Source organism: Ideonella livida (genome assembly GCF_010499455.1).
Taxonomy (GTDB): Bacteria; Pseudomonadota; Gammaproteobacteria; order Burkholderiales; family Burkholderiaceae_C; genus Ideonella; species Ideonella livida.
Map to the genome: position 1 here is coordinate 1 of NZ_JAAGOH010000052.1, position 26,744 is coordinate 26,744.

General features: G+C 70.5%; 24 protein-coding genes and 1 pseudogene. 10 read left to right on the forward strand and 15 right to left on the reverse strand.

Features of this window, described 5'->3' with window-relative positions; translation table 11 throughout:
• From otnK to G3A44_RS22100, 10 genes are all read right to left on the reverse strand, one after another.
• Positions 1–851, reverse strand: an 851-nt coding sequence (gene otnK / locus G3A44_RS22055) for a 3-oxo-tetronate kinase (RefSeq protein WP_163459914.1), incomplete at its 3' end; no start/stop codon positions are given.
• Between the two features lie 16 nt (positions 852–867).
• Entirely contained in the window at positions 868–1,938 is a 1,071-nt protein-coding gene (locus G3A44_RS22060; RefSeq protein WP_163459915.1) for an isocitrate/isopropylmalate dehydrogenase family protein, read from the reverse strand.
• A gap of 124 nt (positions 1,939–2,062) precedes the next feature.
• Positions 2,063–3,091, reverse strand: coding sequence for a GntR family transcriptional regulator (locus tag G3A44_RS22065; protein ID WP_163459916.1), 1,029 nt, complete (start codon positions 3,089–3,091; stop codon positions 2,063–2,065).
• 153 nt (positions 3,092–3,244) lie between these two features.
• Positions 3,245–3,994 carry an EthD domain-containing protein gene (locus G3A44_RS22070; protein ID WP_163459917.1) on the reverse strand — a complete coding sequence of 250 codons (750 nt, stop codon included), beginning with the start codon at positions 3,992–3,994 and terminating at the stop codon, positions 3,245–3,247.
• 41 nt (positions 3,995–4,035) lie between these two features.
• Positions 4,036–5,085, reverse strand: coding sequence for a tripartite tricarboxylate transporter substrate binding protein (locus tag G3A44_RS22075; RefSeq protein WP_163459918.1), 1,050 nt, complete (start codon positions 5,083–5,085; stop codon positions 4,036–4,038).
• Between the two features lie 86 nt (positions 5,086–5,171).
• A complete protein-coding gene (locus G3A44_RS22080) occupies positions 5,172–6,647 on the reverse strand; it encodes an NAD-dependent succinate-semialdehyde dehydrogenase (RefSeq protein WP_163459919.1) in 1,476 nt (491 codons plus the stop codon).
• A gap of 14 nt (positions 6,648–6,661) precedes the next feature.
• Positions 6,662–7,687, reverse strand: a complete 1,026-nt coding sequence (locus G3A44_RS22085) for a dihydrodipicolinate synthase family protein (RefSeq protein ID WP_163459920.1) — start codon at positions 7,685–7,687, stop codon at positions 6,662–6,664.
• A gap of 100 nt (positions 7,688–7,787) precedes the next feature.
• A complete protein-coding gene (locus tag G3A44_RS22090) occupies positions 7,788–8,825 on the reverse strand; it encodes an ornithine cyclodeaminase family protein (protein ID WP_163459921.1) in 1,038 nt (345 codons plus the stop codon).
• A gap of 102 nt (positions 8,826–8,927) precedes the next feature.
• Positions 8,928–9,884, reverse strand: coding sequence for a LysR substrate-binding domain-containing protein (locus G3A44_RS22095; RefSeq protein ID WP_163459922.1), 957 nt, complete (start codon positions 9,882–9,884; stop codon positions 8,928–8,930).
• Between the two features lie 15 nt (positions 9,885–9,899).
• Positions 9,900–10,949 (reverse strand): TerC family protein, encoded by a 1,050-nt coding sequence (locus G3A44_RS22100; protein WP_163459923.1) that lies wholly within the window; start codon positions 10,947–10,949, stop codon positions 9,900–9,902.
• Between the two features lie 183 nt (positions 10,950–11,132).
• Between G3A44_RS22100 and G3A44_RS22105 the strand changes: the two genes are divergently transcribed.
• Positions 11,133–12,029, forward strand: a complete 897-nt coding sequence (locus G3A44_RS22105) for a LysR family transcriptional regulator (RefSeq protein ID WP_163459924.1) — start codon at positions 11,133–11,135, stop codon at positions 12,027–12,029.
• Positions 12,030–12,117: 88 nt separating this feature from the next.
• A complete protein-coding gene (locus G3A44_RS22110) occupies positions 12,118–13,233 on the forward strand; it encodes an acyltransferase family protein (protein ID WP_163459925.1) in 1,116 nt (371 codons plus the stop codon).
• Here the strand turns inward: G3A44_RS22110 and G3A44_RS22115 are convergent.
• Positions 13,214–13,630, reverse strand: a complete 417-nt coding sequence (locus G3A44_RS22115) for a TerB family tellurite resistance protein (protein WP_163459926.1) — start codon at positions 13,628–13,630, stop codon at positions 13,214–13,216. The genes G3A44_RS22110 and G3A44_RS22115 overlap by 20 nt on opposite strands.
• A gap of 478 nt (positions 13,631–14,108) precedes the next feature.
• Here G3A44_RS22115 and G3A44_RS24215 point away from each other — a divergent pair, with 478 nt between their 5' ends.
• Positions 14,109–15,212, forward strand: coding sequence for a GGDEF domain-containing protein (locus tag G3A44_RS24215; protein WP_163459927.1), 1,104 nt, complete (start codon positions 14,109–14,111; stop codon positions 15,210–15,212).
• A 37-nt stretch (positions 15,213–15,249) separates the two neighbouring features.
• On the opposite strand, the gene G3A44_RS22125 is transcribed toward G3A44_RS24215, so the two are convergent.
• The 3 genes from G3A44_RS22125 to G3A44_RS22135 form a co-directional block, all read right to left on the reverse strand.
• The gene (locus tag G3A44_RS22125; RefSeq protein ID WP_163459928.1) at positions 15,250–15,765 is read right to left on the reverse strand and encodes an ArsI/CadI family heavy metal resistance metalloenzyme; all 516 of its coding nucleotides are present in this window, start codon (positions 15,763–15,765) and stop codon (positions 15,250–15,252) included.
• The gene (locus G3A44_RS22130; protein ID WP_163459929.1) at positions 15,762–16,112 is read right to left on the reverse strand and encodes an ArsR/SmtB family transcription factor; all 351 of its coding nucleotides are present in this window, start codon (positions 16,110–16,112) and stop codon (positions 15,762–15,764) included. Before G3A44_RS22130 ends, G3A44_RS22125 begins: the two co-directional genes overlap by 4 nt.
• Positions 16,113–16,278: 166 nt before the next feature.
• Positions 16,279–18,288, reverse strand: coding sequence for a DUF2075 domain-containing protein (locus G3A44_RS22135; RefSeq protein ID WP_163459930.1), 2,010 nt, complete (start codon positions 18,286–18,288; stop codon positions 16,279–16,281).
• Between the two features lie 240 nt (positions 18,289–18,528).
• Here G3A44_RS22135 and G3A44_RS22140 point away from each other — a divergent pair, with 240 nt between their 5' ends.
• The 3 genes from G3A44_RS22140 (at position 18,529) to G3A44_RS22150 (ending at position 21,288) form a co-directional block, all read left to right on the forward strand.
• A complete protein-coding gene (locus G3A44_RS22140) occupies positions 18,529–19,014 on the forward strand; it encodes a glutathione peroxidase (protein WP_163459931.1) in 486 nt (161 codons plus the stop codon).
• Between the two features lies 1 nt (position 19,015).
• The gene (locus G3A44_RS22145; RefSeq protein WP_163459932.1) at positions 19,016–19,534 is read left to right on the forward strand and encodes a MarR family winged helix-turn-helix transcriptional regulator; all 519 of its coding nucleotides are present in this window, start codon (positions 19,016–19,018) and stop codon (positions 19,532–19,534) included.
• A 167-nt stretch (positions 19,535–19,701) separates the two neighbouring features.
• The gene (locus G3A44_RS22150) at positions 19,702–21,288 is read left to right on the forward strand and encodes an aldehyde dehydrogenase (NADP(+)) (RefSeq protein WP_163459933.1); all 1,587 of its coding nucleotides are present in this window, start codon (positions 19,702–19,704) and stop codon (positions 21,286–21,288) included.
• Between the two features lie 25 nt (positions 21,289–21,313).
• On the opposite strand, the gene G3A44_RS22155 is transcribed toward G3A44_RS22150, so the two are convergent.
• Positions 21,314–22,282 (reverse strand): LysR substrate-binding domain-containing protein, encoded by a 969-nt coding sequence (locus G3A44_RS22155; protein ID WP_163459934.1) that lies wholly within the window; start codon positions 22,280–22,282, stop codon positions 21,314–21,316.
• A 149-nt stretch (positions 22,283–22,431) separates the two neighbouring features.
• Between G3A44_RS22155 and G3A44_RS22160 the strand changes: the two are divergent.
• The 4 genes and pseudogenes from G3A44_RS22160 to G3A44_RS22175 form a co-directional block, all read left to right on the forward strand.
• Positions 22,432–23,442 (forward strand): annotated as a pseudogene (locus tag G3A44_RS22160) (TRAP transporter substrate-binding protein).
• Positions 23,443–23,456: 14 nt separating this feature from the next.
• Entirely contained in the window at positions 23,457–25,241 is a 1,785-nt protein-coding gene (locus G3A44_RS22165; protein ID WP_163459935.1) for an IlvD/Edd family dehydratase, read from the forward strand.
• Positions 25,242–25,272: 31 nt separating this feature from the next.
• Complete coding sequence (locus G3A44_RS22170; RefSeq protein ID WP_239062046.1) at positions 25,273–26,517, forward strand: fumarylacetoacetate hydrolase family protein; 1,245 nt, start codon at positions 25,273–25,275, stop codon at positions 26,515–26,517.
• A 51-nt stretch (positions 26,518–26,568) separates the two neighbouring features.
• A partial coding sequence (locus tag G3A44_RS22175; RefSeq protein ID WP_163459936.1) for a TRAP transporter small permease occupies positions 26,569–26,744 on the forward strand: 176 nt, incomplete at its 3' end.

Below are 26,744 nucleotides of genomic sequence, written 5' to 3' on the forward strand. Positions count from 1 at the left end.
GGGTCGATCTGGAAGCCGGCGCCGCCGTGTGCCAGGCAGTGCGCCACCTGCGCATTGGTGGCCGCCGAGCAGCTGCCCGAGACGATGGCCCGTGGCCCCGGTGTGGCCGGCAGCGCGGCGGCTTGGGCGCTGGGCGCCAGCCCGTGCGTGGGCGGCAGGCCGATGGCCACGCCCGAGCCGGCCACCAGCAGCGGCAGGCCGACGGCGGCCTGGCCCAGAGTGAGCAGGTCGGCGTTGTCGATGGCATCGACCACGGCCAGGCGGGTGCCGGCGGCGGCCAGGGCGTCCAAGCGCTGCCGCACGGCGGCCGGGCCCTGGCGCAGCGCGTCGTGCGTGACCCCGCCCACGGCGCCCCGGCTCTGGCGTTGCAGCACGCGCACGAGGTGGGCGTCGGCCATGGGGGTGAGCGGGTGGTGCCGCATGGGGCTGTCGCTCAGCAGCAGGTCGCCCACGAAGAGGTGGCCCTTGAACACAGTGCGGCCGGCCTCGGGGAAGGCCGGGCACACCGGCACCACCGGGGCTTGCAGCGCATCGGCCAGGGCCTCGGCCACCGGGCCGATGTTGCCGTGGTCGGTGGAATCAAAGGTGGAGCAGACCTTGAAGTAGATCTGCGCCGCGCCGTGGGCGCGCAGCCAGGCCAGGGCCTGCAGCGCGCTGGCCACCGCCTGGGCGGCGGGCACGGTGCGGGATTTGAGGGCGATGACCACCGCCTGGGCGTCGGCGGGCGGTGGGCCGTCCTCGGCGCCGGGGACGCCGATGGTCTGCACCACGCGCATGCCGGCGCGCACCAGGTTGTTGGCCAGATCGGTGGCGCCGGTGAAGTCATCGGCGATGCAGCCAAGCAGCAGCATGGGCGTCCCCTGGCGGTCAGGCCGCGAGGGCGGCGGCCACGGCAGCGCCGAAAGCCTTGCAGCCCAGCGTGCCGCCCAGGTCGGCGGTGCGGGTGGCGGGGTTCTCCAGCACGCGGTCCACGGCAGCGTGCATGGCGTCGCCCGCAGCGCGCAGCGCGGGCACGCCGTGGTGCTGGCCCATCCACTGCACCAGCATGGCCACGGAGAGGATCATGGAGACCGGGTTGGCCTTGTCCTGGCCTTGGATGTCGGGGGCCGAGCCGTGCTGGGCCTGGGCGCAGCAGTGGGTGTCCGAGGCCATGACCGAGCCGGCCAGGCCCAGGCTGCCGCTGAGTTCGCTGGCCAGGTCGGAAAGGATGTCGCCGTAGAAGTTGGTGGCCACCAGCACGTCAAAACGCTCGGGGCTGCGCACCAGGTGGGCGGTGCTGGCGTCCACCAGCAGGTCGTTCAGCTCGACCTCGGGGAAGTCCTTGGCCACATGGCGCACGGCCTCCAGGAACAGCCCGTCGGTCATGTGGAAGCTGTTGGCCTTGTGGATGGCCGTCACCTTCTTGCGGCGGGTCATGGCCAGCTCGAAGGCGCGGCGGGCGATGCGCTCGCTGCAGTGGCGGGTGATCTTGCGGGTGGACAGCGCCATGTCGGGGCTGGGCATCACCTCGCCCCAGCCGCGGCTCATGTTGCGGTCGGGGTAGAAGCCCTCGGTGGCCTCGCGCATGATGACCAGGTCCATGGACTTGCCCGGCTTCATGTTCGATTCCAGGAAGGGCCGGGTGCGCGCCGGGCGCACGTTGGCGTACAGGTCCAGCCCGATGCGGAAACCCGCCGACACGTTGCGGCCGCCCTGCTCGGGCGCCGGGTAGTCGGCATGCGACTGGGTGCCCAGGATGATGCCGTCGTAGCCGCGCGCCTTGTCCAGGGTCTCCTGGCGCAGCGTGGTGCCGTGCTGGGCCAAGCTGGTGAAGCCCACGTCATCAAAGTCGAAAGACAGGCCCAGGCCGAACTGGGCGTTGGCCGCCTCCAGCACGCCCACGGCGGCGCTCACGATTTCAGGGCCGATGCCGTCACCGGGCAGGACGAGGATCTTCATGCTTGTCTCCAAGAGGTTTCCAGAACACGGCGCATCCGGCGCCATGTCTGAAAGTTTAAAGACAAGATTGCATCAAGGCAACAGTTAATACAAAAAGCCGCCGACGTGGCGATGGTTTGGGGCGCTACAGATGGACCTCGATGCGCGGGCCCGCCGGCAGCGCGGGTGTGGCCGCGGTGGCCGGGGTCGTCAGCGTGGGTGGCTCTTCGTGGGTTTTGATGACCCGCACCACGTCCAGGTGCTGGCGCAGCTGGTGCGCGGCCTCCATGCGCTCGCCAGCTTCCAGCAGGTCCAGCAAGGCCAGGTGCTCTTGGCACTGGCGGGTCAGGCGGGTGTGGTCTTGTACGGCGTGGGTGTGGCTGTGGTACTCCAAGATGCGGCGCTGTTGGTTCACGCTGCGCAGCGCATCGAGGATGAAAGGGTTGTGGGCGCAGGCCACCAGGGCTTCATGGAACTCGGCGCCGGCGGCAAAGCGCTCGGCGGCGGTCCAGCGCTCGATGCCGCCGTCCAGCAGTTGGTGCTGGGTGCGCCGCACGCGGTCAAAGGCCGCCTTGTCCACCTTGAAGCTGGGCTCCAACAGCGCGGCGGGCTCGATGATCATGCGGAAGCGGTAACTGGCGCGGTGGGCTTCCACGGTTTGCAGCACCGGCCGGAACAACCAGCCGCGGCCGGGTTTGCGCTCGGCCAGGCCTTCACGGGCCAGGCGGTTGAGGGCGCGCTGCACCTGCAGGCGGCTCCAGCTGTGGCGGTCCATCAGCTCGGCCTCGGACACCTCCTCGCCAATCGCGTTGGCCAGGCGGTCTTCGACGATGCGCATGTACACCGCTTCGTCCGAGTCACCGTCGTCGATGCTCAGGGTGCGCAGCTCGGCGCTTTCCATCGCGAGCTGAAACCCCCGGTTGGGCTCGGAGCGCACGGCGCCCAGGGTCTCCAGGTACTGCAGCGCCTTGCGGATGGGCGAGCGCGAGACGCCCAACGCATCGGCCAGGGCCTGCTCTTTGAGGCGTTCACCCCGCGGCGCGGCGCTGCGCACCAGCTGCTCCAGCAGGCGCTGCGCCACGGTGGCGGTCAGGCCGCCGGGGGCCTCTGGGGGCGGGGCGTGTTCGGTAGAGGGCGCGGCGGGCAGTTGGGCGGAAGGGGCAGGGGCGGGCATGGCCAGGGCTGGCCGCGAAGGCCAGGCTGCGGGTCGGGGACAGGTCCCACTGTAGCGGGCCCGTCCGTGTCACGTGACCTGCAGCGCCATGCAGGCGGGTCGGGCCTTGCGCGCTCACCCGCTCCTGTCCCATTTCCCGCGGGGTGTGGCGCCTCAGCGCTCCGTCCGCTCCAGCACCAGCCATTCGGTGGCATGGAGCTGAAAGCTGCGGCTGGGGTCGAAGAACCGCTGGCCAGGGACGTCGTTGAAGGCCTGGAAGGCCGCTTCATAAGCGCGGAACGCGCCCAGGTGGGCGGGGGTGTCGAACCAGTGGCTGGCCACGCCCTCGGGGTGTTCGGGCAGGCCGCCAAAGTAGGCCAGCATGGGGTTGAACTCGGGCAGCTGGCGCTGGTGCACGGTGCGGCGCAGGGCGGCCGCGGCCTGCGGGGCCTGGGCCAGGGCATGGCGGTGGGCGGCTTCCCAGCGCGCCACAAAGTCCGGCAGGCTCACCTCGGGCGCGGCAAAGAGCACGTGCAGCACCTTGGCGCCGCCCCAGCCCGGGTGGGGCACGGGTTGCTCCAGGGGCTCGGCCACCAGGCTGAGCGAACGGCTCATGTCGGCGAACAGGGCGCCGTCCGGGCCCACGCGGGTGCGCACATGCTCATGCTGGAAGGTGGCCACCATGTCGGCGGCGTGGTCCCAGGTCAGCTCGGTCACCGAGTCGCGGGCCAGCACCTGGGCGGGCGGGTGGGTGGGCTCGCCCAGGCGGCCGTAGGCGGCGTCCAGCACATGGTGCTGCACATAGCGGCGCAGGCGCACCGGCTGCTCGCGTGAGAGGGCGGCGTGGCGGTGCTGGATGTAGGCGATGAACTCGGCATGGGTCATGCCGGGGCGGCGGCAGATGGCGGCCAGCATCTGGATCATGGGGGCTCCTGGGCAACGGTGGGTGGCGGGTTGGGTCGGGCTCAATCGAACTGCAGGCGGCCCTCACGCGCGATGCGGCGGTAGAGCGCGCTGTCGTCCTTGAGCGCCTGTTGCAGCGTGGCCGTGTCGCCGGGCTCGGGCACCAGGCCCAGGGCTTCCAGGCGCGGCGCCATGGCGGGGTCGGCCTGGCAGCGCTGCAGGGCCTGGCGCAGGCGGGCCAGCACCGGGGCCGGGGTGGCGGCGGGGGCGAACAGGCCCACCCAGGACGACTGGGTGAAGCCGGGCAGGCCGGCCTCGGCCACGGTGGGCACTTCGGGCATGAGGGGGCTGCGCCGGGGTGCGGTGGTGGCCAGCACCCGCACCTTGCCGGAGCGGGCCAGCACATGGGCGCCGGCGTCCAGCGTCAGGTCCACCTGGCCGCCGGCCACGTCATTGAGGGCCGCGGCCGTGGACTTGTAGGGCACATGGTTGAGTTCCGTCCCGGTGAGCGACTCCAGCTGGGCCACTGCAAAGTGGGTGCCGCTGCCATGGCCGGCGCTGCCGTAGCTCACCCGCCCGGGGTGTTGCCGCAGGTGCTGCACCAGCTCGCCCAGGGTCTTGACCGGCAGCTGCGGCTGCACCGCCACGAACAGGCCGTAGCGGCCGGTCATGCCCAGGGGCTGCAGGTCGGTCAGCGGGTGGAGCCGGCTGGCGGGCTCCACGATGGGCAGGATGCTGTAGCTGGTGTTGGTGAACAGCAGGGTGCGGCCGTCAGGCGCCGCCTGCATCACCGCCTGCACGCCCAAGCGGGAGCCGGCGCCGGGCCGGTTCTCCACCACCACGGTCTGGCCCAGGGCGGGGCCCAGGCGCTCAGCCAGGGCGCGGGCCGCGGCGTCGGTGATGCCACCGGCGGGGAAGGGCACGATCAGGCGCAGCGTGCCGTCTTGGACAGGTGTCTGCGCCAGGGCTGGGGCGGGCAGCAGGCCGCTGGCGGCCAGCGCGGCGGCGCCCAGCAGGGCCAGCGAATGGCGTAGCCAGCGGCGGCGCCCCGACGATGCAAGGGCACCGGACTGTGGCCCTGGGACGGGAAGCGTCAGGCGTGTTGGGTGCATGGGGGGTGTCTCCGTTTTCGTGGTGTCTGGTGCGTTGTGCCGGGTGCGTTGTGCCGGGTCCGTTGCGGCGGTTGCGGCACCGGGGGTCACGCTGCCGGAGCCAGCCCGTCCCAGCAGACGTACTGGGTCTCCAGGTACTCGGCCATGCCCAGGTGCGAGCCTTCCCGGCCCAGGCCGCTTTGCTTGACGCCGCCAAAGGGCGCCACCTCATTGGAGATGAGGCCGGTGTTCACGCCCACCATGCCGGTCTCCAGCGCCTCGGCGGTGCGCCAGATGCGGGCGGCGTCGCGGCTGAAGAGGTAGGCGGCCAGGCCGAACTCGGTGTCATTGGCCAGGGCGATGGCCTCGTCGTCTTGCTCAAAGCGCAGCAGCGGCAGCACCGGGCCAAAGACCTCCTCCCGCGCCAGCTGCATGTCGGGCCGCACGCCGGCCACCACGGTGGGCTCAAAGAACCGGCCGCCCAGGGCATGGCGGCGCCCGCCCGCCAGCACGGTGGCGCCGCCGGCCACCGCCTCGGCCAGCAGGGCTTCCAGCCGTTGCACGGCGGCGTCGTCAATCAGCGGGCCGATCTGCACGCCGGGCTCCAGGCCCGGTCCCACGCGCAGCGCACGGCAGCGCTCGGCCAGGCGCCGGGCCAGGGTGTCGTGCAGTGGGGCCTGCACCAGCACCCGGTTGGCGGCAATGCAGCTCTGCCCGGTGTTGCGGAATTTGGCGTGCAGGATGCCTTCGACGGCGCGGTCGGGGTCGGCGTCGTCCAGCACGATGAGCGCGGCGTTGCCGCCCAGCTCCATCGAGCATTTCTTGACCGTGTCGGCGGACTGGCGCAGCAGCAGGCGGCCCACCTCGGTGGAGCCGGTGAAGGTGAGCTTGCGCACGGCGGGGTGGCGGGTGAGCACCCCGCCGATGCGGCCGGTATCGGCCCCGGTGAGCACGTTGTAGACCCCGGCCGGCAGGCCGGCGCGGTGGGCCAACTCGCCCAGGGCCAGGGCGGTGAGCGGGGTCTGGCTGGCGGGCTTGACCACCACGGTGCAGCCGGCGGCCAGGGCTGGGGCGGCCTTGCGGGTGACCATGGCGGCCGGGAAGTTCCAGGGTGTGATGGCGGCGCACACGCCCACCGGCCGGCGCAGGGCCAGCAGGCGCTGGCTGTCCTGCCCGGCGGGGATGAGGTCACCGCGCACGCGCTGGGCTTCTTCGGCAAACCAGCGCACAAAGCCGTTGGCGTAGTCCACCTCGGCGCGGGCCTCGGCCAGGGGCTTGCCCTCTTCCAGGGTGATGAGGGTGGCCAGGTCTTCGCGGTGGGCCGTGATCAGCTCGTGCCAGCGCTGCAGCAGGGCGGCACGTTGCCGGGCTGGCGTGCGCCGCCACGGGCCCCAGGCGGCCTGGGCGGCGTTGATGGCCTCGGTGGTTTCGGCCTCTTGGCAGCGGGGCAACTGGGCCAGCACGGCGCCATCGGCCGGGTTGATCAGGGGGCTGTGGCCGTGCGGCGTGGCGGTGCGCCATTGGCCGCCAATCAGCGCGGCCTCCTTCCAGAGGCCAGGGTCTTGGAGCAGGGTGCGTGACATGGGGGGCTCCGGGTTCAGCAGGGGTGGCGGCCGGTCATGAAGGCGCTGTCGGGGTCCGCCGTGACGGGCAGGCCCGAGGCCACCAGGCCCTGGCGCAGGGACTTCATAAAGCGGTCAGGCACGCGCATGGCCGGGGCGCGCAGCGGGCCGCCGTTGAAGCCGGCCAGCCAGTCCTGGTACTTCCACATGCTGCGGTTGAGCACGCCGGTGCCGCCGGCGTAGCTCTGCGCGGCCGCGCCGTTGGCGTTGCGTGCGGGGTTGACCTGCCAGTACAGGGCCATGGCCTCCTCCCAGCGGCCGGCGCGGGCCAGGGCGAAGGCGCGGGGGTAGTAGTCGCTCATCCAGGCGGTGTTGCTGGTGCCCGAGAAGGGCAGGTCCATCAGGCTCATCAGCGGGATGGCATCGCCCTCAATGGGGCAGCTGATGACCACGTCGTGGCGGAAGTGGTGGTACATCTCGCACAGCCCGGCGGGCAGCGGAAAGCCCTGTTCCGACTTGATGGCGGCGATGTTGGGGCAGTCCTGCAGCAGGCGGCGCACCAGTGCCACCGACATGCCGGCCGGGTGTACCCGCTCAAAGCCCCACAGCGGGATGGGGAACAGCATCACCGGCAGGCGGGTGGCCTCGCAGAAGGCGCGGGTGTAGTCGTAGATCTCCTGCTCGGTGGTGGGCCAGAACTGCGGCGGGTAGCTCAGCAGCACCACGTCGGCGCCGGCCTGCTCGGCCAGCTGCACGGCGCGGATGTTCTCGGCCAGGGTGCCAAAGGCGGCATGGAAGAACAGGCCCAGGCGGCGGCCGGCGGTGTCCCGCGCCCAGGCGGTGAACTGGGCGTTTTCCTCCGGGGTGATGGCCACTTCGCTGCACAGCAGGGTGTAGCTGTAGCCCAGGGCGATGGTGTGCTCGATGTCGTGGCGGATACCGCGCTCGTTCAGGCGCGTCAGGTCGGCGCTGTAGCTGGGGATGGTGACGGCGGAGCAGCCGGTGAGGTGTTCACGGGCCCAGTCACGGGCGGCGGAGCGGGGCAGGCGGGGCAGGGTCATGGTGGGGTGGGGCTTGGTGCAGGCGTGGGGAGGCCGGCGGCGTGGCCGGTGGCCAGGCCGCAGGAGCGATGGGGGAAGCGGGCCGCGGGTGGGCGGGGCTTTACTTGGCCACTGGCACGATGCCCACCGGCAGCGGTGTGCCGCGGCCGGCTTGGCGGGCGCGGGCCAGCAGCATTTCGGCCATCACCACGTCCTGCAGGGCGGAGCCGACGGACTTGTAGACGGTGATGTCGTGCGGGTGGTGGCGGGCTGGCGCCTGGCCCGACACCACCGCATGCAGCGGCAGCAGACGGCTGGCCAGGGGCACCCCGGCGGCCACGGCGGCCAGGGCGTCACCGGTGTCGTGCAGCACTTCCTCGGGCATGTCGGCCACCACGGTGGTGGCGCGGGCCAGGGTGGACACATCCACCTCACGCTGCTCGGGCAGGGTGGAGCCCAGCGAGAGCACGGTGGCGCCCGGGGCCAGCCAGTCACCCTGGAGCACGGGGGTTTCGTCGCGGCTGCGGGTGGCGCACAGCACCAGCGTGGCGCCAGCCACGGCGTCCTGGCCGCTGGCGCAGGCCCGGGCCGCCACCCCCTGGGCGGCGGCGTGGGCGGCCAGGGCCTCGCGCCTGGCGGGGGTGGGGCTGTAGACCCGCACGCGGCCCACGGCACGGCCTTGCCGGCGGGCATCGGCCAGCAGGCAGTCCAGCGCGCCTTGGGCCTCAAAGCCGCTGCCCAGCACGGCCAGGTCCAGCGGCCCGGCCGGGGCCAGGTGGCGGGCGGCCACGGCGGCGGTGGCGGCGGTGCGCAGGCCGGTGACGCGGTTGCCGTCGATCAGCGCGGTCAGCGCCATCGTCTCCGGGTCAAACAGGCTGATGAGGTAGCTGGCGCAGCGCGCCCGGGGCGAGGCGGCAATCAGTTTGCAGCCCAGGTGGCCGCTGCCGGCGCCGTGCCGTGGCGAGATCGCGGTCAGGCCGCGCAGCCACAGGCCGTCGGCCCGGGCCATGCTGCGGGGCGGCACGCTCTGCGCAGGCACCGCCTGGGCGTAGGCCTGGGCCAGGGCGGCCACGGCGGCGGGCCAGTCGGCCAGGGCGGCCACGTCGGCGTCGGTCAGGAACAGGGTGGGGACGAGGGCGTTCACAGTGGGTGCAGGCATCGGGTGGGGATGGCTGCACGATAGGAAGCGGCCCGCGTGGCGGGAACTGCGGCGCCGGCAAAGCAGCTATCCACGATGTGGATGGCTGGGCGGCGGCAGTGCTCAGGGCTCAGCCAGGGCGCAGAGCAAGCGGCGCACCGCCCGGGTGGCCCCGGTCTGCGGCCGGCGCAGGCTCTCGGCCAGCACCACCCGGCGGATGAGCGTGGGTTGGACGATGCGGGCCCAGGCCAGGCGGGCGTCGGCCTGGCCGGGCAGGGCGGAGGCGATGGCATAACCGCCACCCGCGGCCACCACCTCCAGCTGCAGCTGTACCGAATCGGCCTCCAACGCCACGCGCAGGTCCAGGCCGTGGTGCTGGGCCAGGGCGTCCAGCCGGGCGCGCAGCAGGTGGGGGCGGGCCGGCACCACCAGGGGCACGCCCGCCAGGGCGGCCAGGGGCACCTGCCCGCTGGCCAGCAGCGGATCGCCACAGGGGCCCGTCAGCTGTAGCGCCAGGGTGGCGAGCACTGGCTCTTCGCCCGGGGCGGGCGGGGCCACGCCAGCGTGCAGGGCCTCGGTGGCGTCGTCGGCCTCACGCAGCACCACCGCCATGTCCAGCCGGCCCAGCTGCAGCAGTTCCTCCAGCGGGGTGCTGGCGCCCTCGGCCAGGTGCAGGCGCACACCGGGCAGCTGCTGTCGCACCGCCTTGGCCAGCGGGCCGCCAAAGCGGCGGACGGCGCTGGGCAGCAGGCCGACCCGCACTTCGCCGCTGGGCGTGCCGCGGGCGTTGCGGATCTCGTCGGCCAGCCCGTCAGCCTCGCGCTGCAGGCGCTCGACACGGCTGAGCAGCTGCTCACCCAGCGCGGTGAGCACCACCCCGCGACCGGTGCGATGGAAGAGGCGCTCGCCGCAGGCCTGTTCCAGCGCGGTGATCTGTCGGCTCACCAGGCTCTGGGGCTGGTCCAGCGCCAGGGCGGCCTTGCTCAGGCTGCCGGCCTGGGCCACCTGAAGAAAAAGCGCCCAGCGCGGGTCCAGCACGGGGGGATGGGCGATGGCCAAGGGGGCAGGTCCGAGGGTCATCGCCCCAAGCTTAGGTCATCGGGCCTCGACGGTGGCCCCGCCACGCGTCTTCCACAGCGACCAGCCGATGCCGGCGGCCAGCAGGGCGGCGGTCACGCCCAGGCTGATGCTGGCGGGCACCTTGCCGTCAAACAGCCAGTCGCCCAGGAAGATCTTGGCGCCGATGAACACCAGCACCGCCGACAGCGCGTACTTCAGGTAGTGGAAGCGGTGCACGATGGCGGCCAGGGCGAAGTACAGCGCCCGCAGGCCCAGGATGGCGAAGATGTTGCTGGTGTAGACGATGAAGGCGTCTGGGGTGATGGCGAAGATGGCCGGCACCGAGTCGATGGCGAACACCAGGTCAGCCACTTCCACCAGCACCAGGCACAGCAGCAGCGGGGTAGCCCACAGCACCGGCCGGCCGGTGACCGGATGCGGCTGGCGCACCAGGAAGGCCTGGCCGTGCGCCTGCTCGGTCACCCGCAGGTGGCGGCGCATCAGGCGCAGCACCGGGTTGTTGGCGATGTCGGGCTCCTGGTCCACCATCACCAGCATCTTGATGCCGGTGACCAGCAGGATGGCGCCGAAGACATACATGATCCAGCTCACTTCCTGCACCAGGGTGGCGCCCAGGCCTATCATCAGGGCCCGCAGCACGATCACCCCCAGGATGCCCCAGAACAGCACCCGGTGCTGGTGCTCACGCGGCACGGCGAAGTAGCCAAAGATCAACGAGATGATGAACACGTTGTCCAGGGCCAGCGTCTTCTCCACCAGGTAGCCGGTGAGGTAGAGCTCGACCGCGGTCCAGGCCCGATCCGTGGCGCTGGCCGCCCCGGCCAGCTGCGGGTCCATCGCCCCGGCCGCCGGCTGGTGCAGGTAGATGGCGAACACCGCGCCCGCCCAGGCCAGGCCCAGGCCGATGTAGAGCGCGGACATCTTCAGGCTCTCCCTGACGCCGATCTCATGCGATTGGCGGTGCATGACGCCCAGGTCGAAGGCCAGGATGAGCAGCACCGTGCCGATGAAGCTGAGCCATATCCAGACGGGCATGCCCAGCCAGAGGGTATTGAGGAGTTCCATGGTGTCAGTCCTGCTAAGGAGGGAAATGGTGGGGTGATCATCCCTGCCGCTCCCGGGGCGGCGCGAGCAGCGTTAAGCTGAGTTCTACTTCGTCAAAAGCGAAGTAAAAATGACTGTCCGCCCCGCCTCTCCCGGAAGCAGCCCGGTCTGAGCCCCGTCCACCGACCCGATGTCGGCAACACCATGTCCAACTTGAACTACCGCCATCTCTACTACTTCTGGGTCGTGGCCAAGGAGGGCGGCTTTGCGCGGGCCGCCGAGCGGCTGGACATGGCGATCCAGACCATCAGCGTGCAGGTGCGGGCGCTGGAGCAGGCGCTGGGCCACCAGCTGCTCAAGCCCGAGGGGCGCGGCATCGCCGTGACCGACGCCGGCCGCGCGGTGCTGGCCCGGGCCGAGGAGATCTTCCAGCTCGGCGAGTTGATTCCTGAGGAAGTGGCCGCAGCCGCCTCGGGCCAGGGCGCCCGGCTGGCCGTGGGCTTGTCGGATGGCCTGTCCAAGCAGGCGGCGCATGCGTTGCTGCAGCCGGTGCTGGGCACGCCCGGCCTGCGCCTGCTGTGCCATGAGGGGGAGCTGGAGCAGCTGCAAGGTGAGCTGGCCTTGCACAGGCTGGACTTGGTGCTGGCCTGCCAGGCGCCGGCGGCCAACACCAGCCTGCGGCTGAGCAGCGAGCGCCTGGCCGTGGCCCCGGTGGACTGGTATGCCCCGGAGGGGCTGGCCGCCGGCGTGGCCGGTCAGCCCTTTCCGGCCTGCCTGGGGGCCCTGCCCTTGCTGCTGCCCACCGCCCATGCCGCCCTGCGCGGGCGGGTGGAGCGCTGGCTGGAGGCCCGGCGCCTGGCGCCCCGCATCGCCGGCGAGTTCGAGGACAGTGCCTTGATGAGCCTGTTCGCCGCCCAGGGACTGGGCGCATTTCCGGTGTCCGCCCTGGGGCGGGCCGAGGTGGCCACCATGCCAGGGCTGGTCCACCTGGGCCGCAGCGAAGACCTGGTGGACGAGGTGCACGCCATCCGCTCGCGCCGCGGCCTGCACCATCCGCTGGTGCAGCAGGTGTTGCACGCGGCGCGCCAGGGGGGGGGCTGAACCCCTGCGGCGTCGCCCGCCTCCTGTTCCAATACCGCCCCACCGGGCGGGGTCGCCCGGTCCGCTGCCGCCGCGAGTGCCCCGCACCATGCCAACTGCCCTGTCACCCTCTCCCGCTCCCCAACGCCTGGACAGCCTGGACATGCTGCGCGGTGTGGCCATCTTCATGGTCGTCGCCTTCCATGTCTCCATTCCCTTCGGCTTGCCTGCGGCCTTGACCACGGTGGCCAGCCTGGGCAACGCCGGGGTGCAGCTGTTCTTCCTGATCAGCGCCTGGACCATGTGCCACATGTGGGTGCAGCGTCAGGGGGAGCCGCAGGCTGCTGCGCGCTTCTACCTAAGACGCTTCTTCCGCATCGCCCCCTTGTTCTGGTTGGCGATGGTGTTCTACAACGGCCTGCGCGCGTGGCAGACGGGCCACCTGGGCGAGGTGGGGCCGCTGGATCTGGTGCTGACCGCCCTGTTCCTGCATCCCTTCTCTGTCCACGCCATCAACCTGGCTGTGCCCGGTGGCTGGAGCATCGGGGTGGAGATGTGCTTCTACCTGCTCTTTCCCTGGCTGGTGATGCGGTGGCAGACGCCGCAGGCGCGCCTGGCCCTGGCGCTGGCGGCCTACCTGGTGGGCACCGCGGCGATGGTGGCCTTGCGCCCCGTGCTGGACACGCCGCAGGGGGAGCGTTTCCTCTATTACAGCCTGCTCACGCAGCTGCCGGTCTTTGCGGTGGGCATGGCCCTGTTTGCCCTGTTGCAACAGCCCCCGGGGCAGCGCCGGGCGGCCTGGCGTCGGCTGCTGCCGATGTTGGCGGTGTGGTTGGGCCTGGCCTTTGCAGGCAAGGCCATGGGCCTGCTGACCCGTCCCTTCTTCTGGCTGCAGGTCTTCATGCTGGCGGCGGGCTTGGCCTGGACGCTGCAACGCGGCTGGGCCTGGGCACCGCTGCGGGCGCTGGGCCGGTGGTCCTACAGCATTTACCTGTTCCACTTCTTCCTCTTGGACACGGTGGCCCTGCTGTGGCCCGTGGCTGCACCGCGCGCGTCCTGGCACTACCTGCCAGCGCTGGGCATGGTGCTGGCGCTGAGCGCTCTGGCGGGTTGGGCCTCCGCCCGCACGCTGGAGGCCTGGTCCCAGGGCGCCGGGCGCGCCGCCGTGGCGTGGCTGGCCCGGCGGCGCGGGCCACACGCGTCGGTCAGTGGGCCGTCTGCCTGAGGTGGCTGGCGGCCCCGGGGCCCCAGGCCCGCATCAGCGCGCCCAGCACCCGCAGCTCACCCTCGGCCAGGTGGCCATCGGCATCGGCTGCGGCGGCCACCGCCGAAATCACCCGGCGTCGCAGGCCGGGGTCGTCCACTTCAGCCATCAGGGCGGCCAGCATCGGCTCATCGATCGCCGCCAGCACCGAGCCCCCGGAACGGGTGCCCAGCACCAGGTCCTCGCACAAGGTGCGCAAGGCCTGCGGCAGGCTGCCCGGCGGCAGGCCCAACTGCGCTTCGGCGTGCATCTGGGCCAGGGCGTCGGTTTCCCGGCGGCACACATGGCCGTCGGCGATCAGGGCCAGGGCCACCAGGCGGGCGGCGGCTTCAGGGCTGTTGCGGGGATAGCTGTGCATGGTGGGAGGCTCCGGTCAAAGGCGTCCCGTGGGGGACAGGAGCCCTGACTGTCGCCGCTGTGGAGTAATTAAAAAAGCAGAGTGAAATTAACTTTAGCTTCTAAAAAATAGAAGTTTTGACGTTCCCCCCTCCCACACCGGGTAGACGATCGCATGGGGAATCCCTTGGTGTGCGGTCCACGGCCTTGCCGCAGCGGCCGCGCGGACCTGGGAGTGCGCTGGCGTCAGCATCCCGCGGCCTTCTGTCGGCATAGCCGGCTGGATGTGTCCCACTGGCGCGGCGTTGTCTCAAGCCGGCGCATCCCCCGTCGATAGCCCTCATGGCGGGGCCCCCAGTCGGCTGCTACGCTTCTTGCAGCACCCCAGCCCAAAGCCAAGGTGTGACAGACATATGCAGTACTCCAAACACACTGGGCCGCCCCTGGAGGGGTTCGCGGCAACCGGTGAGCCCTCGGCGCCCTTAGGGCCGTCCACCGGCGTGGCCCGGCCGCGCCCCTGGGCGCGCCTGCTCGGCACCGACCCCGAGGTGCGCGAGCAGATGGGGGCACTGCTGCTGTCCATGGCCACCTACCTGGTCTACGGCCTCATCGTTCACCTGCAGGTGCGCACGGGTCTGATGCCGCGACCGGTGGCGGGGGCCCTGGGGCTGGTGACCGTGCTGACCCATGTCGTGTTCTGGGTGGTGGTGCGCCGGGGCTGGGTGCGCACCGGGCGGGATCCGGGTCTGGCCCGTACCCAGCTGCTGTTTGGCGTGGCCCTGATGTTTCCGTCCTATGCGGCCATTGGTCCGGCGGCCGGCGGGCTGCAGGTGGTCATGGCCAGCCACATCGTCTATTCCATGTTCATGATGCGTCCCCGGCAGGTCTGGCGCCTGGTGGGGGGCACCCTGATGCTGCTGGCGGCCACCATGGCGCTGAGCCTGCACCTCTGGCCGGAGCGCCATGACTGGCGGGTGCAGGCCTCCAACCTGGCCTACGCCGCCTTGGTCATGCCCCTGATCGCCGTGCTGGCCCACCGCATCACCCGCATGACCACACGGCTGCGCCAACAGCAGGCGGAGCTGCAGGCGGCCCTGGCGCGGCTGGAGGAGCTGGCCACCCGCGACGAGCTGACCCGCACCCACAACCGCCGGCACATGACCGAACTGCTGCGCGCGCAGCAGTCTCTGCACCGGCGCAACGGCGCGCCGCTGGCCCTGGCCCTGTTGGACATTGACCTCTTCAAGGCTGTCAATGACCACCACGGCCATGCCGTGGGCGACGAAGTGCTGCGCGCCTTCTCTCGCCTGGCTCAACAGGGCCTGCGCGGCCATGACCTGCTGGCGCGCTGGGGGGGCGAGGAGTTTCTGGTGTTGCTGCCCCACACCAGCGCCGAGGACGCCCTGGGGGTGCTCAACCGCCTGCAGGAGCAACTGGCCGGCGCTGCTGGTGCGGCAGAAATGCCCAAAGGCCTGTGCGTGAGCTTCTCGGCCGGCCTGGTGGCGGTGGATCCGGATGAACCCCTGGATCAGGCCATCGACCGCGCCGACCAGGCCATGTACCGGGCCAAGGCCACGGGCCGCGCCCGCTGCGTGGTGGCCTGATGGGCCCACGGCTTGGCCGGTGCCTGCGGCCAGTGGGTCAGCAGCAGCCGCCGCTGGACTTGACGGCGATGCCGATGGGTTTGCCCCGGACCGTCGTAGGCGCGGCCCCTGGCGCTTGGCGCGGCGCGCAGCAGGCCGAGGAGGTGTTGGCGCCCGCCGGGGCCGCGGCCCCGGTCTGTTCAGAGAACACCGCAATGCTGTCCAGCGTCAGGTAGTGCTCCCAGGCCATGCCCTGAGGGTCGGTCACCCAATGCTTTTCGCTGCGCGCATAGCAGCAGGTGGTCGCGCCTTCGTCCAGCAGCGGCGCGTCCGCCGCCTCGGCGCGGGCCTTCAACTCGGCCAGTTCGTCGGGCGTCTCCGCCTGAAAGCCCAGGTGGTCAATGCCCGTGGCCTGGCCGCGGGTGGAGATGGCGAAGTTCACCCGCGGATCCTCCAGCATCCATTTGGCGTAGTCGGCCTCCACGCGGGTGGGCTCGGCGCCAAAGAGCCGGCTGTAGAAGGTGATGCTGGCGTTCAGGTCCTGCACATGCAGGTGGACATGGAAGCGCTTCATGTGAGACTCCCGCAGCACGAGGCTGCATCAAGGGTGGGGGCCAGGGCCGGCATGCAGCTGCCGTCGCCGGCGCAGCAGTCGGCCATCAGGGTGGCCAGCAGGGCCTGGACCCGGGTGAAATCCACCCGGTAGATCAGATGACGACTCTCCCGCGTGGCACCGACCAGGCCGGCGTGGGTGAGTTCCTTGAGGTGAAAGGACAGCGTGTTGGCCGGGATGCCCAGCCGCTCGGCCAGCACCCCGGGCGTCAGCCCGGCCGGCCCGGCCACCACCAAAGCCCGGAAGGCCTTGAGACGGTGGGTCTGGGCCAGGGCGGCCAGCGCCTTGATGACATCTTGATCTTCCATCATTCCATCTTCGTGGAAATGTCTGTAGACCACAAGCCCCGAGCAGGCGCGGCGCCATCGCTCATGGTGATGATTTGGCAGGCACCCGCCAGCCCTTGGGCTGAAGCTGCTTGGGGGTGGGGGTAGGTGGGGCTGGGCTCTGGGGCGGGGAGAGGGGCGTGCCGGCCTAGGGCGACAGGACGGGCAAGCCCAATTTGGCCAGGTACTGGAACAACGGGTCGTAGAACGCCGCCTGTCGTGTAGGGTCCTCGGCATGGCCCTCGGGCACCACGATGACCATGCCTTGACGCGCGCGGGTGAGCAATACCCGGTACGCGTTCTTCAGGTACTGCTGGCGGTCGGGATGATGAATGCGTTGCCAGCGATCGCTGACAAACGACCAGTGTTCCCAGCCTCGGGGGCCGCGCCGAAAGTCGGCATCCCACACCACGGCCGTCCAGTCCAACTCCAGACCTTGGACTTGAAACTCGGTGGCTGCATCCTCCAGAAAGTCAGAAGAGCGCACGTCGTCACGGTCGTTCAAGAACCATGGCACGGGGTCAATGCGCACGCGCACATCAATGGCATGCGGGCGCAGGCGTTGGGCCTGGGACGAGACCACCAGCCCCACCCGTTCGCTGCCACGGGCTTGGGCCCGCAGCCAGCGCTTGGCACGCGGCAAGCTGCGGGTGAGCACGATGGGAAAGTGCGGCTGCACTTTGGACAGGAGGGCGCTGGCCGCGTCCACCTCGGCTTGCAGCACCTGGCGGACCCATTCCGACACGCCGTTGGCCCGAAAGGCGCGCATGGAGGTGCGCAGATGCAGTTCTTCTTGCCAGTGGACCCGAGGTAGGTGCCGCATCGTTTCCACCAGGTCGGTGGCGCCGTACTCCTCGGCTTGAAGTTGGGCGGGCATGACCAGGTGCCAGTCGGGTCGCTCATCACGCAAGGCTTCGATCCACGCGCGGATGCCGGCCTCACCGGTATTGATCTCCTGCCCGCCGCCCACCAGCCCGATGACCACCGCCCAATCGGCGTGCCGGTCCATGCAAGCCAACAAAAAGGCGGGTTCACTCTGGTCAAAGCTCGCTTGCGCGCGCTTGGTGGTCATGAACTTGCGCGTCTGCTCCTGGTTCCAGGCCCGCTGGGCCTCGTCAAACACCGTGACATGTTCCAAAGGCGCCTCGGCGCTGCGCAGGCCGTCGTCACGAAAGTGGCGCACGTTTTGAATGAACGACTCCACGGCTTGGCGGGCGTGGGTCTTGGTTTGTTTGGCGCCCCGCTCGCGGGCCCGGGCGACTTGGTCACGCGTCAGCGCCTCGCGCAAGATGTTGACCAAGGGGTCGTTGCCAGACAGAAAGACGCTGTAGAGCGTGCTGTCGGCCTCTCGGTGGCGGTTGGCGATGTCCAAACCGACCAAGGTCTTGCCGGCACCCGGCACACCCGTGACCAAACACAGCACTTTGAGGTGTTCGGCTTGCGCACGGGCAATCCAATGCTCCAGAGCGCTGGCGGTCACGCTGAGGTTGACCCCTTCAGCGCCGCTTCGCGAGATCTCGTGCACGCTGTGGCCGGCGTAGAGGGCCCGGGCCGCCTCGACGATGGTGGGGGTGGGCTGGTAGCGGCCATCCAGCCAGGCTTGGGCATCGACCGCGGGCCCTTGGGGCCGGCTCAAGGCCTCTCGCAACAAGGTGGCCAAATCGCCCGGGGCCACCACCAGCGGGCGAGCCACCTGGTCTGGCGCCCAGTCCCAACGCCAGGGGTGCGAGGTCGCCTGTGTGGGCACCAGCACCGGCACCAAAGGCAGGTCATGTGAGGGGGCGTGGAAATTCTTGAGGTCCAGCGCGTAGTCCCACACCTGGTCCAGTGCTGCGGCGCTGCCGCTGGTGGCGCCCACCTTAAATTCCAGCACCCAAACCCGGTCCCCCCAGATCAGCACGTTGTCGATGCGCCGACCCAGGCGAGGCAGCACAAACTCGAAGCACAACAGGCCTGGCGTGGTGTGAGGGGCGCAAGGGTCGAGCAAATCTTGCAAGGACCGCAACACCTCCTGCCAGCAGCGAATCTGTGCCGACCAGGCGTCGCGCTGTTCCCGTGCCACGTCAAAGGCGGACTTGGCGACCAAGGTGCCCAGTACCGCCGCGGGGTCGGCGTGCAAAAAGTCCAGCAGAGGCGTGGCGTAGTGGTGGTGGGGCATAGGCGGCAGCGTGACGAGAGGGAACCATACCGTAAACCTCAGCGGTGCTGCGTCGGGAAGCGGTGACGTGCGGCACCCGCGGCAGGGGCCGCAAGCGTGGTGCGCTGGCCTCAGCCGGCACGGTCATCTTGCTCGCGGGCAGCTGCATGTCCCGGTAGGTCTGCAAATAAATCGCATGCGATATAGTTTTTTGCAACGCAATAGGTGTTCAATCCGCATCGCCTCTGGAGGACCGTTGGCATGACCGATTTCTTTTCCCACAGTGCCCGCAGCCTGCGCGGCCAGCCCGTGCCCTTGGCCGAGTACCGCGGCAAGGTCGTTCTGGTGGTCAACACGGCCAGCAAGTGCGGCTTTACGCCGCAGTACGCAGGCCTGGAAGCGCTCCACCAGAAGTACGCGGACCAGGGTCTGGTGATCCTGGGTTTTCCGTGCAACCAGTTCGGCAACCAGGAGCCGGGCGACGCCAGCACCATTGAGGGCAGCTGCCTCATCCACTATGGGGTGAGCTTCCCGATGTTCGAGAAGGTGGAGGTCAACGGGGCGGGGGCACATCCGCTGTTCGTGTGGCTCAAGTCGCGCCTGCCGGGCTGGCTGGGGGGACGGGTGAAGTGGAACTTCACCAAGTTTCTGATCGGCCGGGACGGGCAACCGCTGCGCCGCTTTGCGCCCATCACCAAGCCCGAGGCGTTGGAGCCGCACATCCGCCGCGCCCTGGGGCTGGCCTGACATGGCGGATCCGGCACGCCGGGCCGCGGGCACGGGGGGCTCACCGGTCCCGAGCGCCGGCCCTGGCTCCGCCCCTGATGCCGCGGCGTGGCTGCAACTGGACCGGCAGCTGTGCTTTCCGCTGTATGCCACGGCGCGTTTGGTCACGCGGCTTTACCAGCCCCTGCTGGAGCCGCTGGGGCTGACCTATCCGCAGTACATCGTGCTGATGATCCTGTGGGAGCAGGCGCCCTGCACCGTGGGCCACATTGGCCAGCGGGCGCTGCTCAACACCAACACGCTGACGCCGCTGCTCAAGCGACTGGAGCAACAGGGGCTGGTGACGCGGCTGCGCCGGGTGCAGGACGAGCGGGTGGTCGAGGTGCACCTGACCCCGGCCGGTCAGGCCCTGCAGGCGCGTTGTGCCTGCGTGCCACGGCAGGTGCTGGCGCAGGTGGGCTTTGCCGCGGACAAGGCCGCGGCGCTCAAGGGACTGTTGGTGGAGCTGATGGACGCACTGGGCCCGGGCGAGACCGCCTGAGCGGCTGGACATGCACTTTTGGTGATGGCTTGAGCCCAATTCTTGATTGGTCAGGGGCAGGAGGCGGTTTCTAGAATCCGCCGCGCCTGCCTGCCCCCACGGGGTGCGGCTCCTGTGGATGGGCCCGGGGGCGGCGCCGTGGGGCTGGCCGCCTTCAGGATTTCGCCATGACGCACCCCTTCTACGGCCATAACCACATTGGCAAGTCGCGCAGCGCCCTGGGCACCGTCACGCTGCACAGCGTGGACGCCCGCACCGGCGAGCCGCTGCCCGGCCCCTTCTTCCAGGCCACCCGCGAGGAGGTGGACGCCGCCTGCCGCCTGGCGCAGGCCGTATTCCCCACCTTCAGCACGCTGGCGCCGGCTGTGCGCGCTGGCTTTCTGGACACCATCGCCGACGAGCTGGACGCATTGGGCGACGACTTCATCGCCACCGTGGGCCGCGAGACCGCGCTGCCCGAGGCCCGCCTGCGCGGCGAGCGCGCCCGCACCAGTGGCCAGATGCGCTTGTTTGCCACTGTGCTGCGCCGGGGCGACTTTCTGGCGGCCCGCATTGACCGCGCCCTGCCGCAGCGCAGCCCGCTGCCTCGGCCCGACCTGCGCCAATGCCGCCTGGGCGTGGGCCCGGTGGGCGTGTTTGGCGCCAGCAATTTCCCGCTGGCCTTCTCCACCGCCGGCGGTGACACCGCCGCTGCCCTGGCCGCCGGCTGCCCCGTGGTGGTGAAGGCGCACAGCGGCCACATGGCCACGGCAGAGGCCGTGGCCGAGGCCATCCACCGTGCGGCCGAGCGCACCGGCATGCCCGACGGCGTGTTCAGCATGGTCTACGGCGGCGGCGTGGGCGAGTGGTTGGTGCAGCACCCGGCCATCCAGGCGGTGGGCTTCACCGGCTCGCTGCGCGGCGGGCGGGCGCTGTGCGACCTGGCCGCGGCGCGGCCCGACCCCATCCCGGTGTTTGCCGAGATGAGCAGCATCAACCCGGTGGTGGTGCTGCCCGGCGCGCTGCAGGCGCGGGGTGCCCAGGTGGCGCAGGAGCTGGCCGCCTCGGTCACGCTGGGCGTGGGCCAGTTTTGCACCAACCCCGGCCTGGTGCTGGGCGTCAGGTCGCCTGAGTTCAGCGCCTTTGTGGCCGCGCTGTGCCAGCGCATGGCCGAGGCCACCCCGCAAACCATGCTCAACCGCGGCACCTTTGGCAGCTACTGCCACGGCGTGCAGGCCCTGCTGGCCGTGCCTGGGATCACCCGCCTGTGCGGCGCCGACAGCACCGGTGGCCTGGCGGCCCCGCAGGTCTTCCAGGCCGAGGCCCGCCTGCTGCTGCAGGGCGATGCGCACCTGCAAGAAGAAGTCTTCGGCCCTGCCACCGTGGTGGTGGAAGTGGCCGACCGTGCCGAGCTGCTGCAGGCCCTGGCCGCCCTGCGCGGCCAGCTCACCGCCACCCTGATCGGCGAGCCCGACGAACTGGCCGCCTGCGCCGACCTGGTGGCCCTGCTGGCCCGCAAGGCCGGCCGCGTGCTGGTCAACGGCTACCCCACCGGCGTGGAGGTGTGCGACGCCATGGTGCACGGCGGCCCTTACCCGGCCACGTCCGATGCACGTGGCACCTCGGTGGGCACCCTGGCCATTGACCGCTTCCTGCGCCCGGTGTGCTACCAGAACCTGCCGGATGCGCTGCTGCCCCCGGCGCTGCAGAACGCCAACCCCTTGGGCCTGGCGCGGCTGGTGGAGGGGGTCAGCACCCGCGAGGCCTTGGCCTGACGCTCAGCCCACCGGGGCCTGGCCCTCAATGCCCCGCATCAAACCGCTTGGCCTGCTCCCGCAGCACCTGGATGAAAGCCTGCGCGGCGGGGCTGGGGGTTTCGCCCAGGCGGGTGACCACGCCGTAGTCGGGCATGCGCACCGGCAGGTCGGTGGGGATGCGTGAGAGCAGGCCCTTGCTGACGTACTTGTCGGCCAAGGCGGCCGGGGCCAGTGTCAGCATGGGGGTGGCCTGCATCAGTTCCATGGAGAACAGGAACGAGGGCGTTTCCACCACGCCCGAGGTGGGCAGCAGGCCGGCGCGCTCGAAGATGTCGTCCGACACCTTGCGGATGGCGGTGCCGGGCGGGTAGAGGATCCAGGGCCAGTTGGCCAGCTCCCGCGCCTCCACCGCCTGCGTCAGGCGCAGCGGGTGGTGGGGGCCGCCCACCACATGCAGCCGCTCACCCATCAGCCGCTCATAGTCAAAGTGGGCGGGCTGGTCGGGGTCGGTCAGGCGGCCCACCATCACCTCGATCTTGCGTTCGGCCAGCCACTGGGCCAACTGGTTGCTGCTCTGCTCGAAGATCTGCAGCACCAGCAGGGGGCGCTGCCGCTGCATCTCCGCCACCGCGGCGGGCAGCAGGTCGGCGGCCGAGCCCGAGATGCCGCCCAGCGTGAGGTGGCCGTGACCCCCGGCACGCAGGGCGTTGAACTCCTCCACAAACTTGCGCTGGCCGCCCAGCACGTCGCTGGCGTAGCGCAGGGTGAACAGGCCCAGCTCATTGGGCCGCACCCCGCGCGAGAGGCGGTCGAACAGGCGGGTGCCCAGGATCTCCTCGATGTCGGCCAGCACCTTGGTGGCGGCGGGCTGGGTGATGTGCAGGCGCTCGGCCGCCAGGCGCAAGTTGCGGGTCTGGCCCAGGGCGTCCAGAAACTGCAGATGGCGGAAGCGCAGCCGGGCGCAGGCATGCGCCAAGCTCAAGGGTTTACCCGGATCGGAGGCGAAAGTCATCACCAAATGGAATGGGTTGGGGCGAAAGAGTGAGTGGACCTCACCGGGGTCGGAATCTAGCATCCCGCTCGCGCTGAACCCAATATCCAAAGGGCATGACCGGGCCGAAGGGCTCAGGCAGTACGGTCAAATCCACGCAGGAGACATACATGAAATTGAAAGCCTTGGCCTTGGTGGCCGCGTCCGTGCTGGCCCTGCTGTCGGCCCCCGCCAGCGCCCAGATCAGCGAGCGCACCTTCAAGGTCGGCATCGGCCTGAGCGAGGACCATCCGCAGGGCATGGCCGTGAAGTACTTTGGCGAGCAGCTGGCCGCCAAGAGCGGCGGCAAGCTCAAGGCCAAGCTCTTTGCCAGCGGCTCCCTGGGCAACGACGTGACCATGACCGCGGCCCTGCGTGGCGGCACGCAGGAGATGACCGTGCCCGAGGTCTCCACCCTGATGTCGATGGTGCGCAACTTCGGCGCCATCAGCATGCCCTTGACCTTCCAGAACGAGCAGGAGGCCGACGCGGTGCTGGACGGCCACTTTGGCCAGAGCCTGCTGGCCCGACTGCCCGAGAAGGGCCTGGTGGGCCTGGGCTACTGGGAAAACGGCTTCCGCCACATCACCAATAACAAGCGGCCCATCACCAAGGCCTAGGACCTGGCCGGCCTGAAGATGCGTGTCATCCAGAGCCCGCTGTACCTGGACACCTTCAATGCCCTGGGCGCCAACGCCACGCCCATGCCCTTCACCGAGCTGTATTCGGCCATGGAGCAAGGCGCGGTCGACGGGCAGGAGAACCCGGTCGGCCTGATCCTGGCCAGCAAGTTCTACGAGGTGCAGAAGCACCTGGTCCTGTCGCGCCACATCTACAGCACCTGGGTGCTGCTGATGAGCAAGAAGACCTGGGACAGCCTGAGCCCGCAGGAGCAGAAGATCGTGCAGGAAGCCGCGCGTGAGGCCACCCTGTTCGAGCGCAAGACCATTCGCGCCTTCAACGAGAAGGCCCTGGGCGAGCTGAAGAAGGCCGGCCTGCAGGTGACCGAGCTGCCCGCGGCCGAGCACGCCAAGCTGCGCGCCAAGCTGCAGCCGGTGGTGGCCAAGTACGCCAAGGAGTTTGGCGAAGACACCGTGACCGAGATCCAGGCCGAACTGGCCAAGGCCCGGGCCGGCAAGTAAGCGTTCGACCGACCATGACCACTCGCCAGCCCCGCCGTCCCTTCCGCTCCCGCGAGTGGTTTGCCGACCCCCACCGCTCCGACATGACCGCGCTCTACCTGGAGCGCTTCATGAACTACGGCATCACGCCCGAGGAGCTGCGCTCGGGTCGGCCCATCATCGGCATTGCGCAGACGGGTAGCGACCTGTCGCCCTGCAACCGGGTCCATCTGGAGCTGGCCAAGCGGGTGCGCGACGGCATCCGCGACGCCGGCGGCATCCCGATGGAGTTCCCGGTCCACCCGATCTTTGAGAACTGCCGCCGCCCCACCGCGGCGCTGGACCGCAACCTGGCCTACCTGGGCCTGGTGGAGATCCTCTACGGCTACCCCATTGACGCGGTGGTGCTCACCACCGGCTGCGACAAGACCACGCCGGCCGGCGTGATGGCCGCGTCCACCGTGGACATTCCGGCCATCGTGCTCTCGGGCGGCCCCATGCTGGACGGCTGGCACGAGGGCGAGCTGGTGGGCTCGGGCACGGTGGTGTGGCGCAGCCGCCGCCTGCTGGCGGCGGGTGAGATCGACGAAGAAGAGTTCTTGCAGCGCGCCTGCAGCAGCGCGCCCTCGGTGGGCCACTGCAACACCATGGGCACGGCCAGCACCATGAACGCGGTGGCCGAGGCCCTGGGCCTGTCGCTGCCGGGCTGCGCCGCCATCCCCGCGCCCTACCGCGAGCGCGGCCAGATGGCCTACGAGACGGGCCGGCGCATCGTGGACATGGCTTATGAGGACCTGCGCCCTTCGCGCATCCTCACCCGCGAGAGTTTCCTCAACGCCCTGTCGGTGATCAGCTGCGCCGGCGGCTCCTCCAACGCCCAGGTCCACATCATGGCCATGGCGCGCCACGCCGGCGTGGACCTGCGCCCCGAAGACTGGACCGAGCACGCCTACGACCTGCCGCTGCTGCTGAACATGCAGCCCGCCGGCCAGTTCCTGGGCGAGCGCTTTCACCGTGCCGGCGGCGTGCCGGCGCTGATGTGGGAGCTGCAAGCCGCCGGCAAGCTGCACGGCGGCTGCCTCACCGTGACCGGCCGCACCATGGCCGAGAACCTGGAAGGCCGCGAGACCCGCGACCGCGAGATGATCCGCCGCTTTGACGCGCCGCTGCTGGAGAAGGCCGGCTTCCTGCTGCTCAAGGGCAATCTGTTTGACTTCGGCATCCTGAAGACCTCGGTCATCTCGCAGCGCTTCCGCGACCGCTACCTGAGCCGGCCCGGCCAGGAAGGCATCTTCGAGGCCCGTGCCGTGGTGTTCGACGGCTCGGACGACTACCACCACCGCATCAACGACCCCGCCCTGGGCATTGACGAGGACTGCATCTTGGTGATGCGCGGCGCCGGCCCGATCGGCTGGCCCGGCTCGGCGGAGGTGGTCAACATGCAGCCGCCCGATGCGCTCATCCAGCGTGGCATCCACACCCTGCCCACGCTGGGCGACGGCCGCCAGAGCGGCACCGCCGACAGCCCCAGCATCCTCAACGTCTCGCCCGAGAGCGCCGTGGGCGGCGGCCTGAGCTGGCTGCAGACCGGCGATGTGATCCGGGTGGACCTGAACGCCGGCCGCTGCGACGCCCTGGTGGCGCCCGAGGAGATCGCCCGGCGCCAGCGCGAGCTGCCGCCGCCGCCGGTGCCGCGCAGCCACTCGCCCTGGGAGCAGCTCTACCGCGAGAAGACCGGCCAGCTGGCCGACGGCGCCACGCTGGACTTTGCGCTGGACTACCGCCGCATCTCGGAAGTGACGCCGCGTCACAACCACTGAACCCCACCCTTCCACCGCAGGAACCTCATCCATGAACCCGAATGCAGCGGCCCCCGCCGGGGCCGAGGCTGGCGTCAGCCTGTCCGCCCTGTCCGCACTGAACGTGCTGCCCGCCGATGGCCTGACCGGCACCCTGGTGGGGCGCGTGCAGCTGCCCGCCACCGCCGGCCACCCAGGCGGCCCGGCCGTGGTGGCGCTGCGCGCCGACGGCGTGTTCGACCTGAGTGCCACCTTCCCCACCATGAGCGCGCTGCTGGAGACGCCGCAGCCCGCCGCCGCGGTGCGCGCCACCGCGGGCACCCGGTTGTGCAGCGTGGCGTCGCTGGTGGCCGCCAGCCTGGCCGGCCTGCAGGGCGCGGCCGACACCTCGCAGCCGGTGCTGCTGGCGCCCTGCGACCTGCAGGTGGTCAAGGCCTGCGGCGTGACCTTCGCCACCAGCCTGATCGAGCGGGTGATTGAGGAGCAGGCCCGGGGTGACGCCAGCCGCGCCCAGGGCCTGCGCGCCCAGGTCACGGCCCTGATCGGCGAGCGCCTGTCCGACATCCGCCCCGGCTCCGAGCAGGCGATGGCCCTCAAGGCCCTGCTGCAGGAGAAGGGGCTGTGGTCCCAGTACCTGGAGGTGGGCATCGGCAAGGACGCCGAGGTCTTCACCAAGGCGCCGGTGCTGGCCTCGGTGGGCTGCGGGCAGGACATCGGCATCCGCGCCGACTCGGCCTGGAACAACCCCGAGCCCGAGGTGGTGCTGGCCGTGAGCAGCCGGGGTGACATCGTGGGCGCCGCGCTGGGCAACGACGTGAACCTGCGCGACATCGAGGGCCGCAGCGCCCTGCTGCTGGGCAAGGCCAAGGACAACAACGCCTCCTGCGCCATCGGCCCCTTCATCCGGCTGTTCGACGAGGGCTTCACCCTGGACCAGGTGCGCCAGGAGACGGTGGACCTGCGCGTGGAGGGTCCGGACGGCTTCGTGCTCAAGGGCATCAACACCATGGCCAGCATCAGCCGCGACCCCACCGACCTGGTGGCCCAGACGCTGGCGGCCCACCAGTATCCGGACGGCTTCATGCTGTTCCTGGGCACGCTGTTCGCCCCCATCGAGGACCGCGACCAGCCCGGCGGCGGCTTTACCCACCACCTGGGCGACCGCGTGAGCATCCAGAGCCGCTGGCTGGGCGGCCTGCACAACCGCGTGACCCTCTCCGAGCAGGCCGCGCCCTGGACCTTCGGCCTGCGCGCCTTCATGGCCAACCTGGCCGCGCGCGGCCTGCTGCGGGCCTGAACGCCGCGCACCGCCCCGCAACCCTCAACAAGAACAAAGGAGACACAGACCATGACGGACAAGCTGCTGACCCGCGGGGCCTGGCTCATCGAGCAGTTGATGGTGGGCCTGCTGGCGGTGATGGTGGTGCTGGTGTTTGGCAACGTGGTGCTGCGCTACGCGTTCAACTCGGGCATCACGGTGAGCGAGGAGCTCTCGCGCTGGGCCTTTGTGTGGCTGACCTTCCT

What these genes read in the sequence shown, in the direction of transcription:
- G3A44_RS22150 (WP_163459933.1), top strand. Translation starts at nt 19,702, where the DNA reads ATGACGCACCCCTTCTACGGCCATAACCACATTGGCAAGTCGCGCAGC.
- G3A44_RS22100 (WP_163459923.1), bottom strand. Translation starts at nt 10,949, where the DNA reads ATGGAACTCCTCAATACCCTCTGGCTGGGCATGCCCGTCTGGATATGG.
- G3A44_RS22095 (WP_163459922.1), bottom strand. Translation starts at nt 9,884, where the DNA reads ATGACCCTCGGACCTGCCCCCTTGGCCATCGCCCATCCCCCCGTGCTG.
- G3A44_RS22075 (WP_163459918.1), bottom strand. Translation starts at nt 5,085, where the DNA reads ATGCACCCAACACGCCTGACGCTTCCCGTCCCAGGGCCACAGTCCGGT.
- G3A44_RS22090 (WP_163459921.1), bottom strand. Translation starts at nt 8,825, where the DNA reads ATGCCTGCACCCACTGTGAACGCCCTCGTCCCCACCCTGTTCCTGACC.
- G3A44_RS22080 (WP_163459919.1), bottom strand. Translation starts at nt 6,647, where the DNA reads ATGTCACGCACCCTGCTCCAAGACCCTGGCCTCTGGAAGGAGGCCGCG.
- G3A44_RS22060 (WP_163459915.1), bottom strand. Translation starts at nt 1,938, where the DNA reads ATGAAGATCCTCGTCCTGCCCGGTGACGGCATCGGCCCTGAAATCGTG.
- G3A44_RS22130 (WP_163459929.1), bottom strand. Translation starts at nt 16,112, where the DNA reads ATGGAAGATCAAGATGTCATCAAGGCGCTGGCCGCCCTGGCCCAGACC.
- G3A44_RS22170 (WP_239062046.1), top strand. Translation starts at nt 25,273, where the DNA reads ATGAACCCGAATGCAGCGGCCCCCGCCGGGGCCGAGGCTGGCGTCAGC.
- G3A44_RS22140 (WP_163459931.1), top strand. Translation starts at nt 18,529, where the DNA reads ATGACCGATTTCTTTTCCCACAGTGCCCGCAGCCTGCGCGGCCAGCCC.
- G3A44_RS22085 (WP_163459920.1), bottom strand. Translation starts at nt 7,687, where the DNA reads ATGACCCTGCCCCGCCTGCCCCGCTCCGCCGCCCGTGACTGGGCCCGT.
- G3A44_RS22070 (WP_163459917.1), bottom strand. Translation starts at nt 3,994, where the DNA reads ATGATCCAGATGCTGGCCGCCATCTGCCGCCGCCCCGGCATGACCCAT.
- G3A44_RS22145 (WP_163459932.1), top strand. Translation starts at nt 19,016, where the DNA reads ATGGCGGATCCGGCACGCCGGGCCGCGGGCACGGGGGGCTCACCGGTC.
- G3A44_RS22110 (WP_163459925.1), top strand. Translation starts at nt 12,118, where the DNA reads ATGCCAACTGCCCTGTCACCCTCTCCCGCTCCCCAACGCCTGGACAGC.
- G3A44_RS22115 (WP_163459926.1), bottom strand. Translation starts at nt 13,630, where the DNA reads ATGCACAGCTATCCCCGCAACAGCCCTGAAGCCGCCGCCCGCCTGGTG.
- G3A44_RS22155 (WP_163459934.1), bottom strand. Translation starts at nt 22,282, where the DNA reads ATGACTTTCGCCTCCGATCCGGGTAAACCCTTGAGCTTGGCGCATGCC.
- G3A44_RS22125 (WP_163459928.1), bottom strand. Translation starts at nt 15,765, where the DNA reads ATGAAGCGCTTCCATGTCCACCTGCATGTGCAGGACCTGAACGCCAGC.
- G3A44_RS22135 (WP_163459930.1), bottom strand. Translation starts at nt 18,288, where the DNA reads ATGCCCCACCACCACTACGCCACGCCTCTGCTGGACTTTTTGCACGCC.
- G3A44_RS22165 (WP_163459935.1), top strand. Translation starts at nt 23,457, where the DNA reads ATGACCACTCGCCAGCCCCGCCGTCCCTTCCGCTCCCGCGAGTGGTTT.
- G3A44_RS22065 (WP_163459916.1), bottom strand. Translation starts at nt 3,091, where the DNA reads ATGCCCGCCCCTGCCCCTTCCGCCCAACTGCCCGCCGCGCCCTCTACC.
- G3A44_RS22105 (WP_163459924.1), top strand. Translation starts at nt 11,133, where the DNA reads ATGTCCAACTTGAACTACCGCCATCTCTACTACTTCTGGGTCGTGGCC.